Here is a 15,450-nt window from a genome sequence, read left to right on the forward strand (position 1 = left end):
AAGTGGGCATTATACGCGTATAAGCCGTAAACAGGTAGAGTAATTTACGGCTTAGGGTGAGTCTCGCTGTTTGTTAATGCAGTTTCATTTTGGGTCTTACCACGCGGAGTACTTTTTCGCTGATCCACAATGCAAAGGTTTTGGCACTGCCATGAATGGCGCGCTGGTGCATGCGATAAAGAGAAATATACATAAACCGCGCTATTTTCCCTTCGATAAAAAAGCTATTACTGGTTAAGTTACCCATTAAGCTGCCCACGGTGCTGTAACGTGACAAATTCACCAAAGAGCCATGATCACTATAGGTAAACACGCTTAACGGGTTGTTTTTGAGTGTGGCTAGTAGGTTTTTTTCTACGCATTGTGCCATTTGATGCGCTGATTGTGCGCGTGGTGGAACCTGCGAGCCATCGTCTTGAGTAAACGCGCAGCAATCACCAATCACAAAAATAGTCTCATCAACACTGCTTTGTAGGTATTGATTTACCTTAATTTGGTTGTTACGTGTAAGCTCAAAAATACCAATATCTTTGATAAAATCGGGGGCTTTTACACCTGCTGCCCATACCATGATATCGGCCTTTATAATGGCGTCATTGTTAGTGATAAAGCTGTTTTCTGTGGCTTCTTTTACTTGCGTGCTTTCGCGCACCGTGACCCCTAATTTTACCAGTTCTCGTTTTGCCGAGTTGGCTATGCGTTCAGGCAAGGCAGGCAAAATACGAGGACCTGCTTCGATTAAATCAATGTGTAGGCGCTTGGCTGTCATTTTATCTAGGCCATACATTTTTAGCATGTCGGATACATGATACAGCTCAGCCGAAAGCTCAACGCCCGTCGCTCCACCGCCAACAATGGCAATTGTTAGAGCCTGCTGTGGGTCGTCATCTTGGTGCAAGCGAGTAAAGTTATCGAGTAATGCATGTTGAAAACGCTCGGCCTGTTGGTTTGAATCAAGGTAAAAGCAATGATCTTTTACGCCGGGGGTATTAAAGTCGTTACTCACACTGCCGATGGCGAGCACTAGGTAGTCATAGCTGACATGTCGCTGTGGCAAAATACGGTGGCCAAGCTCGTCTTTTAACTCGCTTAAGGTAATGGTTTTGTTGGTTGAATCTAAGTGGCAAAAACTGCCGAGTTGAAAATTATAATGGTGTTTTGCTGCATGAGCAGAGTACACAACGCCGTCTAAATCGGCATCAATCGACCCCGTCGCTACTTCATGAAGTAACGGTTTCCAAATATGGCTACGGTTTTTATCGATTAATAAAATATCTGCTTGGCGTTTTTTCCCGAGTTTATGTCCTAATTGTGTTGCAAGCTCTAAGCCGCCTGCGCCACCACCGACTATCACGATTTTAGGAGGTTGGTTAGTCATTACGTTGCCCTCAAAAGTATAATACCTAAACACTCTCGATTTAAAAGCGCTTAGGTATTGCAAATCCATTCTTCAATACCCCATGGCAACGGGTCTATTGTGCGCCTTTTTGCTGGTTTTGTCAGCAGATCTTACGAACAATATAGTGTATTTAGTGATATTAATGGCCTTGGGTGATGAGCTTAAACACGTTAACATGGCTAATTCGCACTAAGGCACCTATCATTACCTAATACAGGGAAATGAAACAAGGGATCAGGATGACTACAGCACTCCACACTTCGCTAAATCAATACTTTGGCTTTACTGAATTTCGCCAGGGTCAGCAACAAACGATTGAACAACTGTTAAATCAACAATCATCATTGGCTATCTTTCCGACGGGGTCGGGCAAGTCGTTGTGTTATCAATTAACTGCATTGCATTTGCCTAATTTGACCTTGGTGGTTTCACCTTTGTTAGCGCTGATGAAAGATCAAATCAGCTTTTTGAATAGCAAAGGTATATATGCGGCCAGCTTAGATTCGAGTCAAACGAGCGAACAAAGTCATACCGTGATGAGTGATGTGCGAACCGGAAAGGTTAAAATTTTAATGGTGTCGGTGGAGCGTTTTAAGAACGAACGCTTTCGCGAGTTCATCAAGCAAGTGCCGATTTCAATGCTGGTGGTTGATGAGGCGCACTGTATTTCTGAATGGGGGCATAACTTTAGGCCCGACTATTTAAAACTGCCACGTTATCGCGATGAGCTTAATATTCCTCTGGTGTTGCTATTAACTGCAACGGCAACCAAAAAAGTAAAACGTGACATGTGTGAGCGGTTTGCCATTGCACCTGAATGCGTTGTGCAAACAGGGTTTTATCGTGCGAACCTTGATTTATCGGTGTTAAGTGTGGCGAGCCAAGACAAACAATCGCACTTAACACGCGTTATTGCTGAGCAGCAGGGCGCAGGCATCGTGTATGTGACACTGCAACACACTGCCGAGCAAGTGGCCGCAGCGTTAGCGCAGACAGGACTTAATGCAGTGGCGTATCATGCGGGTCTTGACGATGATAAGCGCTGGCAAATTCAAGATGACTTTATGGCAGGTAACATTAATATTGTGGTTGCCACCATTGCGTTTGGCATGGGCATTGATAAGTCGGATATTCGCTTTGTTATTCATTATGATTTACCTAAATCAATTGAAAACTACAGCCAAGAAATAGGCCGCGCTGGGCGAGATTCTAAGCAATCAAATTGTTATACCTTGGCAAATCTAGATGGCCTGAACACAGTTGAAAACTTTGTCTATGCCGACACCCCCGAGCAAAGTGGTATTGAATATGTGATCAACAATATTCGCACGGAGCAAACGAATGGTCAGTGGGAAATGCAAGAATACAGCTTGTCGAGTGACAGTAATATTCGTGCATTAGCCTTAAAAACGTTATTAGTACAGCTTGAAATTCATGGCGCTATCACGCCGTTGTATGCCTATTATGCTGACTTTAAATATAAGTTTTTAACAGAAAAGGACACACTTCTTCAGCAATTTGATGAGCAGCGCCAAGTATTTTTACAGCAGGTATTTAATCATACTGAGTTTAAGAAAATTTGGGGCACTCTCAACTTTGACGCCTTAACACATGCCACGCAAGTCGATAGAAAACGGGTGGTTGCTGCGCTCGATTATTTGGCCGAAAAAGGTCACATAGCCCTTGAAACTAAACGCATTACACAAGTGTATGAGGTGAATAACGAAGTCATTAATGCAGACAATTTAGCGTCGCAATTACATCAGTACTTTATTGAAAAAGAGCAGGCAGAAATAAAACGCATTGCTGCATTGGTGCGCTTTTTTGAGCTTAATAGCTGTTTGAGTTATAACCTTGCACGTTATTTTGATGATCATAATGCCCCAAAAGGGTGTGGCCATTGTTCTGTGTGTCGAGGCCAGTCTGTAAAACTTAGTTATTCACTTGAGCACACCATGCCAGACACTGCGGTTATTGCAGCTAAAGTTACACAGCTAAAAGAGCACTTAGCCACTAAAGGGGTAACTGAAATCAGTATTGATACTCAATGCCGTTTTTTAGCGGGAATGAGTGTGCCACTGTTTACCCGCAATAAAGTTAGGCAGCTTTCAGGTTTTGGGGTGTGTGAACACCTGCGTTATAGCGATATTAAAGCGGTGCTACAGCAGTTGTAGCATCGCTTTAAATTTTAAACGCATGTGCTTAAGCTTCGGTAGCTTAGGTAACCATTTTGACGAACTTGTCTTGAATAACTCTGTCAGTGTACTTTGTAAGGACAACTGAAAGTTTTCTTTGTCAAGTGGTAACTATTGCAACGTGCCACTTATCAGTTTTGGGCTGAGTATTTAGGCGCTTCTTTTTATTGCTTCCAAAACGTACGCGTAAAAAGGGCAAAAACAGTAAAATATTCCAAACGACCCACAAGCATTGCGCTGGTTAATATCCAGGTTCCTGCGTCTGAAACTGGTGCAAAGTTAGCGCCTACTTCACCAAACCCCGGTCCGAGCACATTGACACATGCGGCGACTGCTGAAAACGCACTCCAAAAATCCAGCCCAGTAAACATGAGTAATAATGTAAACAGCATGCTTGATCCTGCGGCAAAAGTCATAAATGCCATAACGGCATGAAGTACATCATCTTTTACAGGGCTGCCTTGGTACTTAATGGTGAATATAGCGCGGGGATGAAGAAGTTGTTTAAAGTTATTATTGAGCATTTTAACCACTAGAATATTTCTGATGATTTTATTTCCGCCAGCCGTTGAGCCCGCGCATCCCCCTAAATAGCCGGTGATAATAAGTAAAAATCCGACAGCTTCGGGCCATTCAGTAAAGCTTGCTGCACCAAATCCGGTGCTGGTTATAAACGACACTATATGAAAAGTTGAAAAACTCAATGACTCAAAAAAAGAGGAGTAGGTATCGTGACTGTATAAAATTACGCCCGACAACACTGCAAGGGTTGTAATGATGTATATAAAATAACGCGTTTCTTCATCAGCATAGTAACTACCGAGCGCTCGTTTGTGGACGACTCTAAAGTGCAGTGCAAAATTAATAGCACCTGCAATCATAAATAAGTTGGCGACCCATAAAATTAAATGACTTTTGTAAAACCACATACTGGCATCGTGGGTCGAGAACCCTCCCGTTGAAACGGTTGTCAGTGCATGAGCCAGTGCATCGTAAAAAGTCATGCCTGCAAAATAGTAAGAAACAGTACACAACACGGTTATGCTTAAGTATACACTCCAAAGGTAATGCGCCGTGTTTGCAATACGAGGTGATAGCTTTTCATCTTTAATTGGCCCAGGTGTTTCGGCTTTTAAGAGCTTCATGCCACCTATATTTAGCATGGGTAAAATAGCCACCACGAAAATCACAATGCCGAGCCCTCCCATCCATTGTAAAAACTGGCGGTATAATAAAAACGTACGCGGCATATCATCTAAGCCCGACAGTATTGTGGCGCCGGTGGTGGTTAATGCGCTTATTGATTCAAACATGCCATCTGTAAAGCTCACTTTGGTGACTAAAATGATTGGAATTGCCCCCAAAAAGCCTGCAATCACCCACGTGGCTGTCGCGTAAATCAGTGCATCCCTAAAGTTGGCCAGTGATGAATCAACATGCTGGGTTTTTAACAATATGACACTTGCTGTAAAAAGCATTATTGACGCAGGCAATAGGAATGACACGGATACATTATCTTTAAATAAAAATGCAGATAAAGCTGCAAATATCAATTGCACTATACTCATCCACAAAATAGGGAAAGCGAGTAATCGAAATGTGATTTTCCAATTGATCATACGTCTACTGATTTAATGAACGGCTCTTAAATCAGCATGCTATTGAAATAGGCGTAGATGTCTTTAGAGAGAGTGAAAGCTTTATAAAGATTTTATGCCGAGATAAAAAAACTTTATAAAAACTTTATAGTGACAAAAATAAAAACACTTTAATCTAATGACAATTCGTTAGATGAGCATAAACAGATGATGCAGTCAGTATTCAAACCCCCGTTATTTAAGGCCATATTTTTAAGTGTATTGATGCCACTTGTGGTGGTGCTTGCTATTTTTCCGTTTCGTGAGCTGTTTACTACCACCGATATTGTGATGTTACAGCTGTTGTGGGTGACGTGGGTGGCTGTACGAAGTAATCGCCGTGTTGCAGCGCTGACAACCCTAGTGAGTGTTGCCTGCACCGACTGGTTTTATGTGGTGCCGTACTTTACCTTTCATATTGAAAACATTGAATATGTGGTGACATTTGTGGTGATGCTTATTGTTGGCCTAGTGATAAGCCATTTAGCCGGTGAGCTCAATACTAAAGTGCGCGATGTGCAAGAACACGCCAGCAATAGCCGACTGCTCTATGAGCTTGCGAAAAAATTAAATGAACTCGACAGTTTAGATGAGCAAAAGCAATTATTTATAGCCGCGATGACGGCACATTTAAAGGTTAAATGTGATTGGCATGTATCGCAGACAAACAATGTTATGTATTTAAATGAGCAGCAGCCTGAATTAGGGGGGATCGCGTTTGCAAAACCCTTGACGAGTGAGCAACAAGCGCTGGCAGATACGGCGTGCTCTTTATTGTATCAAGTTCACGAAAAAACGTTATTGCGTCAACAGTCTGCGGCCATTGCAGTACAAGCTGAACTTGAACGGTCAAAGAATACCTTGCTGCGCAGTTTATCGCATGACTTGCGAACTCCTTTGGCAACCATTATGGGGGCATCAAGTATGCTGGCTGATGAGGAGATTGAATTAAGTCGTGACGTGGTTAAAGAACAAGCCAGTAATATTTTTGAGCAAAGTAAAATACTTAATCAGCATTTTGATAAGGTAATGGAACTAAGCAAAGTCAATAAGTTAGGTGAGAATATTACATGGCAAAAACTCAACGTTTCGAGCCTCATTAGCGAAGCAAAAGCGCGTAGGCAACAGCAATTAAGCGACTTTAAATTAACCATTAATGCTGCACAAAATAGTGCCTGCTATGGTGATGAAACACTGCTAGAAATTGCCTGTGCTAATATGCTCGAGAACGCAGCGCGTTATGGTGACGGAACGGCGGATATGCAATTTATTGAACGAGATAATGAGTATCAACTCGTGCTAATAAACTCGATTAATCGCAATAATGAAACCAGTCAAGACGAAGGCGTTGGTCTTGGCAGTATTATCTGCGATGTGGTTGCTAAGTGTCATCAAGGTCAATTTGAGTTAACCCTTAATGAGCAAACAGGGCAGGCGAAAGCCCAGTTGATTTGGAGTAAACAGCATGGCTAACATTTTAGTGTTAGAAGACTCACCTCCACTGCAAAGTTTTTTAAAAACGTTGCTTAAAGCCAGTGGCTATGATGTCAGCCTATGCGCAAAGGGCTTAGATGGCTTTGCACTGTTAAGTGAGCAACAGTTTGATTTAGTGCTACTTGATTTAGGCTTACTCGATATGGATGGACAAAATTGGTTGCTTGAGTTTAGGCAATGGAGTTTATTACCGGTACTGGTTTTATCTGCGCGTGATGGCGAAACAGAAAAAGTAACCGCACTGGATAATGGCGCAAACGATTACATAACGAAGCCCTTTAGTGCCAACGAACTTCTTGCCAGAATACGGGTTTTATTACGCGCCCAATCTTCGCCAAATATGACATTGCAATGTGGTGATATTCATATTGATCCCCACAAACATGTTGTTAAAAAAGACGGGCAGAGCATCAAGTTAACTAAAAAAGAATACGCTATTTTACTGTTACTCTTTCAACAAAAAGATAAAGTATTAACGCATAACGCTATTTTATCTCAAGTATGGGGGGAGCAATATATAAATCGCCCTGAATACGTGCGTGTTCACATAGGCCAGTTAAGACAAAAACTCGAAGATAATGCAGCAAACCCTAAACACATACTTACCGAGCCCGCCGTGGGTTATCGGCTAATTGATTAAGCTTTATGTCTTTTTCGTTGAGCATACCCCATTTATTGATTACTCTTTTAATATTAAAAACAATAAATTGGGGTATTTGATTGACGTCTAATTCAAAGGGCAGCAAAGGGCTTAATACGCTGTCCAATAAGCAGCTAGAGCGTATTATTGCAGAAATTGATCAAGCAATTGAATGGCACCAATCTTGGTATAAGCAGTTACTACGCAGCCTAATCTCAAATGTCCCTGCCAATAAGCATGACCTTAGCGACAATGCGCATACTTTTTGCGAGTTTGGTCAGTGGTTTAATAAGTTACCAACCGACACTAAAAAGTTGCATCCTCATTTTTCTGAGATGGGCACGGCGCATCAAAAAATGCATCAAGGTGCTAAAGTGCTTTTGTCGTTAAATGAAGCTAAATCGGCTATTCCAGTGAGCTTACTCGATCAATTTCATGCTGATTTAGACACACTCAGAGATTTATTTGAAGCGGTGAGCGATGAGTTTTCCGACGTTTTACATACCCGTGATCCACTTACTGGAGCGACTGATCGCACCAACTTACTGAGTCACCTGCGCAAAGAGCACGAACGCTGTAAGCGTCACTCGCTTGAATGTGCAATTATCATGATAGATCTTGATCATTTTAAACGCGTAAATGATGAGCATGGTCACGCAGCTGGCGATAAGGTATTGGTTGCCTTAGTAAAATGTATTCAATCGCATTTACGAGAGTACGATCAACTGTATCGTTATGGGGGGGAGGAATTTTTAGTGTGTCTGCCAGATACAGAGCTTGAAGGGGCCAAGTCATTTTCTGAGCGTTTAAGAGCGAGTGTCGAAGAGTTAAACATTAATATTGGGACCAGCACGCCTATAAATGTGACAGGCTCGTTTGGTATTGCCTCTGTCAGTGTTTACGATGATATTGAGCAGGCAATTGAAAGAGCAGATCACGCGATGTATCAAGCTAAAAAGTCTGGCCGCAACAGAGTCTGCGTGACGTAAGGATATTAGCGACGCTTGCCTCTTCTTTACTGATTATTTTGGGCGATGAACATGGCCATGCTTACTTTACCTTAAGCCCAATCAACACAGACGACTTTGCATTGCGTGAACTAAATAAACTGGCACATAAATAGCCGCTATCAGCGATATAGGCAGAAAGTTGTTGTGAGTGTTTTGTGAAAGTTTCTAAATCAAGGTGAGTCGATGCTAAGTACAGGCCATTGCTAACGATAGCGTTATTTACGGTGTTTAAAAATGTCACCGCTGCTTGAAAGGAATCAAAGCAACATAATGTGTCTGCTTCATTATTAAGGTTTATGATATCTGCAAGGTCTATATTGCTCGGCATTTCATGACTGTAAAGCTTGGCAGCAATATTTAAAATGACATTTTGTATCACGCTTGTGTCGTTGCTTGGGTGGGTTATTTCAATGAGTGGTGTGCCATACGATGCACAATAATCAGTAAGCTCTTTTGTGTTAGAGCAATCAAGCCCGCCAACAAATACGGCATCGAATTGAGCAAAATCTGTTGCCTGAAATGTCTGTGGGTAAAGCAATGTTGCATGCTCTGAGGCCGTTAGGTTTGGTACTAATATGGCGATGTTTAAATCGTTAGATAATTCGTGAATAGGTGCAAACATTACTTATTTACTATTTAAAAAATGCCCAGTAAAACCACGGCTATGCCCTCCATCGTAATAATATAGAGGCAGTAAAGGCACCAAACAGTGCCCTTACTTTTTACGCTAATCGTATTTTGCTTCTAGCTCATTGGCTGTGTGATAGCTCTCGTGAGTTTTTAGCTGCTCAAAGTAGCGTTCGATTTCAGGGAAGTGCGACAGCTTACCCGCCTGAGCAACCTGCTCTACAACAAAAGACATCATGAAATCAGCGCCTGTCAATGTGTCATCGACTAAGTACTGCTTACCTTGTAATTGCTGATTAACATAGCTCAGTATTTTAGCAATTTCATGGTCGGCATAGTCGGCAATAAAGTTAGTTTTACAGCCATCTTTAGTAATAAAGAGTTTTAGTAGAAGAGGCACCATGGCAGAGCTTTCAGCAAAATGCAGCCATTGCTGGTAATCAACATAGCTGTCGCTTTGCTGACTTGGCATAAACTTGCCTTGCCCGTACTGGCTAATTAGATAATCAGTAATTGCACCAGACTCGGTAATTACTTTACCGTTATCTTCAATAACGGGCGATTTACCCAGCGGATGAATTTGTTTTAGTTCATCAGGCGCTAAGAACGTTTCTTTATTGCGTTGATAGGCAACAATGTCGTAATCGACACCAAGCTCTTCCAGTAACCAAATAATACGTTTAGAACGTGATTTATTTAAATGGTGTAACTTAATCATTCGTTATCCTTATTAGTGGCGCAGCATGGGTTGCTACGCCTAAAAAATTTACATTGGCTGCTGAACTTGCACGACAGTTTTGCCAAAATTCTCACCATTCAACATAGCATTAAAGGCGTTAAGTGTATTTTCGAAATTAGCTTCAAGGTGCTCTTTATATTTGATTTTTCCTTCGCTTAGCCATGCTTGCATGTCTTTTGCGAACTCCTCATAACGATGAGCGTAGTCATCAAAAATTATGAAACCTTGCACTTTAATACGTTTCTTTAAAATTAAGCCCATAAGCATAGACAAACGGTCTGGACCCGGTGGCAGCTCGGTTGCATTGTACTGTGATACTAAGCCACATAATGGAATGCGTGCTTTGGTATTTAACAGTGGTAATACGGCGTCGAGTACATGACCACCGACATTTTCATAATAGACATCAATGCCTTTATTACAGGCTGCGCTTAACTGTTCTGCAAAATCATCCGCTTTGTGGTCAATACAAGCATCGAACCCAAGGTTTTCAACGGCATGTTGGCATTTTTCTTTACCGCCAGCTACGCCAACGACCTTACAGCCTTTTAATTTAGCTATTTGCCCTACCGTTGCACCGACAGGTCCTGTGGCCGCAGCAACAACGACCGTTTCGCCTGGTTTTGGTTCACCAATATCCAAAAGCCCCATGTACGCCGTAAACCCAGGCATACCCATAATACCTAACGCATAAGAAGGGTTTTCAGGGTTCTTACCCAGCTTCATTAAGCCTTTTGTGTCGCTGATTGCGTATTCTTGCCAGCCCGTATACGCCAACACCCATTCACCTTCTTGGTAGTCAGGGTGGTTTGATTGCTCAACTTGGCATACGGTTGCGCCCACCATCACATCACCAATTTCAACAGGGTCAGCATATGACTCTGCATCGCTCATTCGCCCACGCATATAGGGGTCGAGTGATAAATAAATAGTTCTTAGCAGTACCTCACCGTTTTTTGGTGCGGGTACTGAGTGTGTTTTTAATACGATATTGCTTTCATTTGCGACGCCATTTGGGCGAGACTCAAGAATATATTGACGATTTTGAATATCAGACATACTTTGTTCCTATTACTAGGTTTATGAAGTGGTGCATATAGATGAAGTGCGGGCGCATTCATAAAATTCAATGATTAAATTGTCACTGTGAAAATAAACACAATTTCAGTCACGCAATAATCGATTTTGCAGAGGGCATAGAAAGGTGTATGCTCAAATGCAACAGATAAGTCAAAAGGATTGATATGAAACGTATTTTATTGTTAACGACGGCGCTTTTAACTGGCGCGTTTAGCGCTCAGGCTAACGCGAATGATGAGGTATTATCGGTTGACCCTGTCTCGCTTTCGGGCGGTGCGTTTGCATTTGAAAACGACGCCAAACGTTATCCCAAACAAAGCCAATTTAGTATTTTGCATAGTGTGATGATGAGTAGCGAAAGTGGCCGACGTCTCGCCGTGGTTACTATCGAAAACAAAGCATCTGGCTCTCGTATTTTACAAGCCGACCATATTATGGCGTTGTTTGCAGATGGCAGCCGATTAAACCCACTCACTTTCGATGAAGGCATTAAGCTTGATGATGGAGAAAAGCGCTCTCTTACACTTTCGTTTGGTGAAAATGAGTACCCAATTTTAGCTGTCTATACCAGCCTAGATAAATAAAAGGATGATCATGAAATTTCGCACTTTAGCAGCTGTCGTTGCGCTTTTTAGCTCACAAACCGTTATGGCCGTTGATAGCCAAGACTTTGTAAAAGACAATGTGTTTACGCAAGGCATTGAAGGACCTACCATGTTCAACGGCACTTTGTATGCCGTTAACTATGCAGAGCAAGGGACGATAGGCCGAGTCGATAACATGGGCAAGTCGTCATTATTTGTGCGCTTACCAAATGACAGCGTTGGTAATGGTTTGCAATTCGATCAACATGGTAACCTTTATATTGCCGATTACGTTAATCACCGTATTTTAAAAGTGCCTGCGAACAGCCAACAAGTCGAAGTATTTGCCCACAACAGTGAAATGAATCAACCTAATGATATTGCGATTACGCAAGGAGGCAGCTTTTTTGCCAGCGATCCTAATTGGGCAAAAAGCACCGGACAGCTGTGGCGCATAAACGCAGACGGTAGCACACACCTTCTCGAAAAAAACATGGGAACCACTAACGGGGTTGCCGTGAATAACGACAACAGCAAGCTGTATGTAAATGAAAGTGTGCAACGCGTTGTATGGCAGTATGACCTTGACGATGCACTGAATATTAGTAATAAACGCGTGTTGATACGCTTTGATGATCATGGCCTAGATGGCATGCGCGTGAATAACCAAGGGCATATTTTTATTACCCGTTACGGAGCGGGTAAAGTGCTGGAGGTTTCACCTGAAGGTAAGGTTTTAAAAACCTACACGCTTAAAGGCCAGCATCCCACAAATCTAACCTTTAACGACGAGCAGGATACTCTCTTTGTTACTATGCAAAAGCGCGGTGCGATAGAGGTCATTAAACTTTAAATTAGCCTTGCTTAGCGCGAGTGATAGCGGCGTTAATCGCCGCTTTTGCCTGCGGGCTATTTTTCCAACAGCTTGAATGCAGCATTGAGGCAACTCGCTCAGCAATTGTGTTTGCATCGAACCCTGCTAACTGCTCAAATGAGTCAATCCCTATTTCTTCAAAGCGTTTTACTACTGTGGGGCCGACCCCTTTAAGCGCTAATAAAGCCGCGCGTTCTTGTTCATTAAATGGCATGTATACATTCCCTGTTTATCAGTTTTTATTTAGGTACTTTGACCTAATTATTAAGGCGTTAAAATTAAATATTATACTAATTCGCTTAATTAAGTGGTCTATCTTGAGGCAATAAAAAAGCGCACCGGGCAGGGTGCGCTTGAGGGGATTAATCCTGTGTAGCTAAAACAGTAGGACTAATTAAAAACTCGGAGCGTATCTCAGTGAAACACCGACAGAGCGGCCAATCACACTATAATCACTTACGGTATTAAAGTGGTTAGCACCGATTTCAGGTGTTGGTGGTTCACGGTCTAATAAGTTATCGACACCAAAATTAACAGCAAGTTCCTCATTAACTTGCCATGCTGCTGCGAAATCAAGATAATTTTGTGCTGAGATTGTTTCTGAACGGTCTACAGCATACTCTACTTCCCCGATTCTGCGCCAGCCAAGTTGGAAATTCATGTTATCTAATTGCCAATCAATGCTTGCACGGTGTTTATAGTCTGCTTGTAGAATACTCGCAAAGTCACCAGAACACGCACTGCCATAGGTGCCTTTACAGTCTACTTCTGCCACGGTGCTGTTATTTTGGCGAGTTTGTTTAGTAACAAAGTTACCTTGGTACGAGAATCTAAAGCGACCGCCCATTTGAGCTGGGGCATCAATAACGTAGTTAGCCGCAACGTCAATACCTGCTTGCTCAATTGCTGCTAAGTTAAAGTCGTTAACAATAGCTGTGCTAATAAACCCGGTATTCGGATCGCGAAGTACTGCACCACACAATGGGTTATTCGGGTTAGGATCGTCAATGTAACAGCTTTGCAGTGCCGCACCTGGTTGAATTTGACTTACCGCATCCGTTACGCGAATGCTGTAATAATCTAACGATAAATCAAAGCCTTCTAAATAGCTAGGAGTGTAAACAATGCCCAAAGTATCAGATTCAGCTTGCTCTGGTTTAATATTTGGGTTTCCGCCGTACGTGTATTTTGCTGTGCTTGAGTCAAACTCAGTGCCAACTGGCGGCGCACCAAATGCAGCACATTGGCTTGCATCGCCCGTACCTAGCAAACAAGGATCGCCGTTATAACGGCCCGCTAATCGAGGGACAAATTGATCACTGTTTTGATCAAATAACGACAGCGAAAGTGCCGTAATAGGGCTGGCAAATTCACCTAAGTTAGGTGCTCTAAACGCCGTTAAGCGGTTTGCACGAATACGAATATCGCTGTTAATTGCCCAGTTTATACCCAGTTTATAGGTGTCTTCTGCTTCAGTGTTTGAGTAGTCAGAAATGCGATAAGCACCTTCAAAGCTAAGCTCTTCGGCAAAGGGCTGATCAACTAAAATAGGCACTAATACCTCAGCATAAAACTCTTCTGAGCTGAAGCTTGCGTCCATATCAAATGCACTAATTGACGCAAAGCTGGTGCCATTTCTAAACGCATCGCCCGGTGTTTGTTTACCGGTTTCTTTACGGTATTCGTAACCAACGGCAAAGTCGACAGGGCCAGCAGGAAGCTCAAACAAGAACCCTGAATCACCCGATAAGGTTGCTGAAATCACACTTTGTGTACGGTCGCGAGTGGTATAAATTAGTGGGTCGCTGAAATCAGTTAAGTCGAGGTTGGGATCAAAAATGTCCACTGAGTTAGCAAGCGCTGCAAAGCGGCTGTTGCCACTGTTGTCATTGCGATAGGCATTGTTATAAATGGTTGCTACTTCGTCGGTTTTACCGTATTGACCATACACATCGTAGCGTAAGTAATCGGTTAAATCGCCTTTTAAACCTAATTGAAATTGCATTGAATCGCGAACGGCTTCTGTATGTTGCACACCTAAACCAAGGTTTCGCTCTACATTTACACGTGCATTACCTTCGCTATCAAACGTTAGTTGGTCACGTAACTCGCTAGGAATATACGGGTTATTACTGGTAAGAGTGACTTGCTCGTTCACAAAAATAGGTGTTTGACCACTGGCACCCGCTCCCTTTACAGTCACTTTCGAATACATGGCACGCCCATATGCAACGGCGCTGTTGCTTACATCAACATCGAATAACAAGCCAGTTGAAAAGCGATCCATTGGTTGGGTTAAGTAACGATCGGCTGTAAAATCAGTCGTTTGACGCTCATTTGAAACACTTCCAGCATCTGTAATAGCAAGGCTATTGCCTGATGCAACATCGGTATAGTAACCACCACTATTAATCAGCGGTGTTGAGTTATCAAGGGCGTAGCTTCGCTCGCCTGCTAAAAGTTCTTTACGTTCGGTGTAGCCTAAATATCCGGTAACGTGGCCGCGACCCTCGGCGATATCACCCCCGAAAATTGCTTCAAAATTAAGTTTTTCATTCCCGCCATCTGCACTTTCATAACTCGTCGAGAATTCAGCACCGGTAAAATCATCATCTAATACAAAGTTTACAACCCCTGCAACGGCATCAGCACCGTATACCGCAGCAGCACCGCCGGTAAGCACGTCAACACGCTTAATTAAACCTGCCGGAATCGTATTTACGTCAACTGAGTTTCGAAAACTAAAAGGTACAGCGCGTGTACCATCAATAAGCACAAGTGTTCTGTTTTGACCTAGGCCACGTAAATCAATCGTCGATGAGCCAAACGAGTCGCCAACGGTTGCGCCTGTGCTATTTGCACCTGCTGCTGCTTGTGGCAGTTTAGCCGTAATATCTTCAACGTTTACCGCACGGTCTAGGTGAATTTGTGCTTCATCAACACTGACAACAGGGCTGCTTGAAACTAATTCGGTTCGTTGAATACGTGAGCCTGTTACAGTGATTACTTCAGGCTTTTTGGCTTGTTCGGTATCTGCAGCGTGCGCCACCCCCATAACCGAGCTTACAGCAATAGCAAGTGGTGAGAGCAGCAGTAGCGAACGTTTTGTGTGAGTTGTCTTTGCTTTCATGTTGATTCCCTAGCGTTTTATCATTTAAATCAACGCTGGTT

The 15,450-nt window shown here is 42.7% G+C and carries 13 protein-coding genes; 6 read left to right on the plus strand and 7 right to left on the minus strand.

The window, feature by feature from the left end; all coding sequences use genetic code 11:
• Positions 1–73: 73 nt before the first annotated feature.
• The gene (locus BWD47_RS03880; protein WP_036972471.1) at positions 74–1,378 is read right to left on the minus strand and encodes an NAD(P)/FAD-dependent oxidoreductase; all 1,305 of its coding nucleotides are present in this window, start codon (positions 1,376–1,378) and stop codon (positions 74–76) included.
• A gap of 260 nt (positions 1,379–1,638) precedes the next feature.
• Between BWD47_RS03880 and BWD47_RS03885 the strand changes: the two genes are divergently transcribed.
• On the plus strand, positions 1,639–3,573 hold the full coding sequence (locus BWD47_RS03885; protein WP_075593421.1) for an ATP-dependent DNA helicase RecQ: 1,935 nt from the start codon (positions 1,639–1,641) through the stop codon (positions 3,571–3,573).
• A 185-nt stretch (positions 3,574–3,758) separates the two neighbouring features.
• Here the strand turns inward: BWD47_RS03885 and BWD47_RS03890 are convergent, their stop codons facing one another.
• Positions 3,759–5,213 carry a TrkH family potassium uptake protein gene (locus BWD47_RS03890; protein ID WP_036972469.1) on the minus strand — a complete coding sequence of 485 codons (1,455 nt, stop codon included), beginning with the start codon at positions 5,211–5,213 and terminating at the stop codon, positions 3,759–3,761.
• 186 nt (positions 5,214–5,399) lie between these two features.
• Here BWD47_RS03890 and BWD47_RS03895 point away from each other — a divergent pair, with 186 nt between their 5' ends.
• The 3 genes from BWD47_RS03895 to BWD47_RS03905 all read left to right on the plus strand — a co-directional run bounded on the left by BWD47_RS03895 (position 5,400) and on the right by BWD47_RS03905 (position 8,354).
• Positions 5,400–6,704, plus strand: coding sequence for a DUF4118 domain-containing protein (locus BWD47_RS03895; RefSeq protein ID WP_036972468.1), 1,305 nt, complete (start codon positions 5,400–5,402; stop codon positions 6,702–6,704).
• A complete protein-coding gene (locus tag BWD47_RS03900) occupies positions 6,697–7,365 on the plus strand; it encodes a response regulator (protein ID WP_075593422.1) in 669 nt (222 codons plus the stop codon). Before BWD47_RS03895 ends, BWD47_RS03900 begins: the two co-directional genes overlap by 8 nt.
• 80 nt (positions 7,366–7,445) lie before the next feature.
• Positions 7,446–8,354: a diguanylate cyclase gene (locus BWD47_RS03905; RefSeq protein WP_075593423.1), complete on the plus strand. Its 909-nt coding sequence runs from the start codon at positions 7,446–7,448 to the stop codon at positions 8,352–8,354.
• Between the two features lie 61 nt (positions 8,355–8,415).
• Here the strand turns inward: BWD47_RS03905 and BWD47_RS03910 are convergent, their stop codons facing one another.
• The 3 genes from BWD47_RS03910 to BWD47_RS03920 all read right to left on the minus strand — a co-directional run bounded on the left by BWD47_RS03910 (position 8,416) and on the right by BWD47_RS03920 (position 10,800).
• On the minus strand, positions 8,416–8,997 hold the full coding sequence (locus BWD47_RS03910) for a hypothetical protein (protein WP_075593424.1): 582 nt from the start codon (positions 8,995–8,997) through the stop codon (positions 8,416–8,418).
• A 105-nt stretch (positions 8,998–9,102) separates the two neighbouring features.
• The gene (locus tag BWD47_RS03915) at positions 9,103–9,720 is read right to left on the minus strand and encodes a glutathione S-transferase family protein (protein WP_075593425.1); all 618 of its coding nucleotides are present in this window, start codon (positions 9,718–9,720) and stop codon (positions 9,103–9,105) included.
• 48 nt (positions 9,721–9,768) lie between these two features.
• Entirely contained in the window at positions 9,769–10,800 is a 1,032-nt protein-coding gene (locus BWD47_RS03920) for an NADP-dependent oxidoreductase (RefSeq protein WP_065978549.1), read from the minus strand.
• 185 nt (positions 10,801–10,985) lie between these two features.
• Between BWD47_RS03920 and BWD47_RS03925 the strand changes: the two genes are divergently transcribed.
• Together BWD47_RS03925 and BWD47_RS03930 are read left to right on the plus strand one after the other, a co-directional pair.
• Positions 10,986–11,405, plus strand: coding sequence for a hypothetical protein (locus BWD47_RS03925; RefSeq protein WP_065978548.1), 420 nt, complete (start codon positions 10,986–10,988; stop codon positions 11,403–11,405).
• A 10-nt stretch (positions 11,406–11,415) separates the two neighbouring features.
• Positions 11,416–12,258, plus strand: a complete 843-nt coding sequence (locus BWD47_RS03930) for an SMP-30/gluconolactonase/LRE family protein (RefSeq protein ID WP_065978547.1) — start codon at positions 11,416–11,418, stop codon at positions 12,256–12,258.
• Position 12,259: 1 nt separating this feature from the next.
• Here the strand turns inward: BWD47_RS03930 and BWD47_RS03935 are convergent, their stop codons facing one another.
• Both BWD47_RS03935 and BWD47_RS03940 read right to left on the minus strand, forming a co-directional pair.
• A complete protein-coding gene (locus BWD47_RS03935; RefSeq protein WP_036972450.1) occupies positions 12,260–12,493 on the minus strand; it encodes a hypothetical protein in 234 nt (77 codons plus the stop codon).
• Positions 12,494–12,673: 180 nt separating this feature from the next.
• Positions 12,674–15,409 carry a TonB-dependent receptor domain-containing protein gene (locus BWD47_RS03940; RefSeq protein ID WP_075593426.1) on the minus strand — a complete coding sequence of 912 codons (2,736 nt, stop codon included), beginning with the start codon at positions 15,407–15,409 and terminating at the stop codon, positions 12,674–12,676.
• Between the last annotated feature and the right edge of the window lie 41 nt (positions 15,410–15,450).

Origin of the sequence: Pseudoalteromonas sp. PAB 2.2, assembly GCF_001938575.1 — a bacterium.
Lineage (GTDB): Bacteria > Pseudomonadota > Gammaproteobacteria > Enterobacterales > Alteromonadaceae > Pseudoalteromonas > Pseudoalteromonas lipolytica.